This window comes from Pantoea sp. CTOTU49201, from assembly GCF_032054795.1.
In the GTDB taxonomy this organism is placed as follows: domain Bacteria; phylum Pseudomonadota; class Gammaproteobacteria; order Enterobacterales; family Enterobacteriaceae; genus Pantoea; species Pantoea symbiotica.
The window spans coordinates 1-2545 of the sequence record NZ_DAMBSA010000531.1 but is presented as its reverse complement, the minus strand read 5'-3'; the positions used below and the strand labels follow the sequence as shown (position 1 = coordinate 2545).

Here is a 2545-nt window from a genome sequence, read left to right as displayed (position 1 = left end):
GCGCTCTCCATGAATGTCGTCACCTGGAACAGTGCTATCGCCCTCGGCGGTTTGACGGGCGGAATGTTGCTTGAACATGTCGGCTCCCAATCTTTTCCGTGGGCGATTCTGCTATTGCTGTTGGTCGCGTTAGGGATTGCGCTGCGTGCTAAACAGGGTTTCCCGGCTGAGAACAGCCGGACGCAAACTTCACTCAGCCCGGCCAGCGAGACTGACGGATAACGCTACAGAAATTGAGCGGTGAGAAATCCGGCTGTTTATCCTTAATCACATCGGCTTTCACATTGCCAAAGGTGGTGTCCGGTTTATGCCGGATGCCATCGTAAAACGCCTGAATGATCTCCTCCTTGAACGCCGCCGGGCGGGGATAGTTTGCCGTCACGGCACCGATTTCCTCTTCAGTAAACTTCTCATAGCCGATGCCCAGCACGTCCATCTCAACGCCAGCAGTCACCAGCGCGATTTCAGGCGCCATGAACTCTGGGATCCCCGGCGTGGTATGCAGCGCAATCGCCGCCCACACTTTGTCGATATCACCTGGCGCGATGCCGTAACCTTGCAGAAATTCCCGCGCGGCATTGGCACCGTCCACTTCGAAACGCTTATCGCAGCTGCAGTGTTCGTGCGTCAGACCAATGTCATGGAACATGCAGCCGATATACAGCAGCTCGTGATCGACGTTAACTCCACGCTGCTGTCCCGCCAGCGCGCCCCAGTAATAGACGCGGCTGGAGTGGTTAAACAGCAACTCTGATTCAGTATCGCGCACAAACTCTGTCGCTTCGCGCGCCATTTTGCTGTCGGGAATGTGGATGCCAGTGATGTTCAAACTCATTTTCTCTCTCCGGTTGGTTGTCTTTTTCCACCATAAAGCGCAGGCTAAAAGTCTCAAAGTGACCATTACAGACGATTAAAGACATTGTGGTGTTTTGCGACATGAGGAATTGAATGCGTCATGAAATAGCGATTCTGGCGGTGCCGGGCGTGCAGTTACTCGACGTTTGCGGCCCGCTAGATGTGTTTGCCGAAGCCAACCGTCTGCTGCAACGGCAGATTTATACGCCACGCATTATTGCGGTTGATGGCGATGAAATTCATGCGTCATCCGGCGTGCGGCTTAGCGCAGATTTGCAGCTGGCTGAAACGCAGAACTATGCGCCGCATACCTTTCTAATCGCGGGTGCGCCGGGCATAAAAGATTTTGCTGCCGATGAAAACCTACTGCATGCGCTGAGCGGTTTATGCATCCGCAGCCAGCGTTTTGGTTCGGTGTGCAGCGGCGCGCTGCTGCTGGCGCGTACCGGATTGCTGGCCGGAAAACGCGTGACCACACATTGGGAAAGCGCAGCTTTACTGGCTTCGCGCTTTCCAGATGTAACCGTAGATGCCGATGCGTTATGCGTGTCAGATGGGCGCGTGCGCACCGCTGCGGGCGTTACGTCCGGGCTGGATTTAGCGCTGCGTCTGGTGGAAGAGGATCTTGGACGTGAAGTCGCGATTGAGATCGCTGCGCATCTGGTGATGTTTTTCCGTCGTCCGGTCAATCAGACGCATTTTATGCGCAGCAATAGCGCGTCGTTGAGCGGTCGCTCGGCGTTGCAGGAGTTACAGCGTTGGGTGATTGCGCATCTGGCGGAGATCAAAACCGTGGCGATGATGGCAGAACATATGGCGATCAGTGAAAGGCATCTGACACGTCTGTTCCGCAATGAACTGGGAATGACGCCGGGACAATGGCTGGAGCGCGAGCGCGTGGCCAAAGCGAAACAGTTGTTAGAGCAAAAATCGCTGCCAGCAAAAAAGCTGGCATTAGAGTGCGGATTTTCCGGTCCTGACGTGATGCGGCGGGTGTTCAGTCGGATAACCGGCATTACACCCGCCGCATATCGAAAAATAACGCGGTTATCGTAGGGTCGCCATTCATGGCGACCATTGCGCATCAATGTGCATCCTACGCTTTCGCAAACGCCAGCAGGTCAGGATTAATCTGCTCAGGATGCGTCGCAAACATGCCGTGCGACAAACCGGGATAGGTTTTCAGCGTGCCATGCTTGAGCAATTTAATCGCCTTATGTGCCGAATCATCGATCGGCACTACCTGATCGTCTTCCCCGTGCAGCAGCAACACCGGCACAGTGATCGCCTTCAAATCTTCGGTAAAATCAGTTTCAGAGAAAGCAGTAATACAGTCGTATTGCGCCTTAGCGCCGCCCGCCATGCCCTGACGCCACCAGTTATCGATCAAACCCTGACTGACTTTCGCCCCCGGACGGTTAAAGCCATAGAACGGACCCGCTGGCACATCGATAAAGAACTGCGCGCGGTTGGCTGCCAGCGCAGAGCGGAAACCGTCAAACACCGATTTTGGTAAACCTTCCGGATTGGCGTCGGTTTGCAGCATGATTGGCGGCACTGCGCCCATTAACACCGCCTTCGCTACGCGGCCTGGCTCAGCGTGCGCTAAATAACGCGCCACTTCACCGCCACCGGTTGAGTGACCAATATGGATAGCGTTGCGCAGGTCCAGCGCTTTAGCCAGTTCTGC

At 55.2% G+C, this 2545-nt stretch carries 3 protein-coding genes and 1 pseudogene; 2 read left to right on the top strand and 2 right to left on the bottom strand.

Annotated elements, in window-relative coordinates:
• A pseudogene (locus RTY00_RS23335) lies at nt 1-222 on the top strand (MFS transporter); the annotation flags it as partial.
• On the opposite strand, the gene RTY00_RS23330 reads toward RTY00_RS23335, so the two are convergent.
• Nucleotides 194-835, bottom strand: a complete 642-nt coding sequence (locus RTY00_RS23330) for an HD domain-containing protein (protein WP_312666549.1) — start codon at nt 833-835, stop codon at nt 194-196. The pseudogene RTY00_RS23335 and the gene RTY00_RS23330 sit on opposite strands and share 29 nt — an antisense overlap.
• Before the next feature lie 113 nt (nt 836-948).
• Between RTY00_RS23330 and RTY00_RS23325 the strand changes: the two genes are divergently transcribed.
• Entirely contained in the window at nt 949-1911 is a 963-nt protein-coding gene (locus tag RTY00_RS23325; RefSeq protein ID WP_312666548.1) for a GlxA family transcriptional regulator, read from the top strand.
• A 40-nt stretch (nt 1912-1951) separates the two neighbouring features.
• On the opposite strand, the gene RTY00_RS23320 is transcribed toward RTY00_RS23325, so the two are convergent.
• On the bottom strand, nt 1952-2545 hold a 594-nt coding region (locus RTY00_RS23320; protein WP_312666547.1), incomplete at its 5' end, for an alpha/beta hydrolase.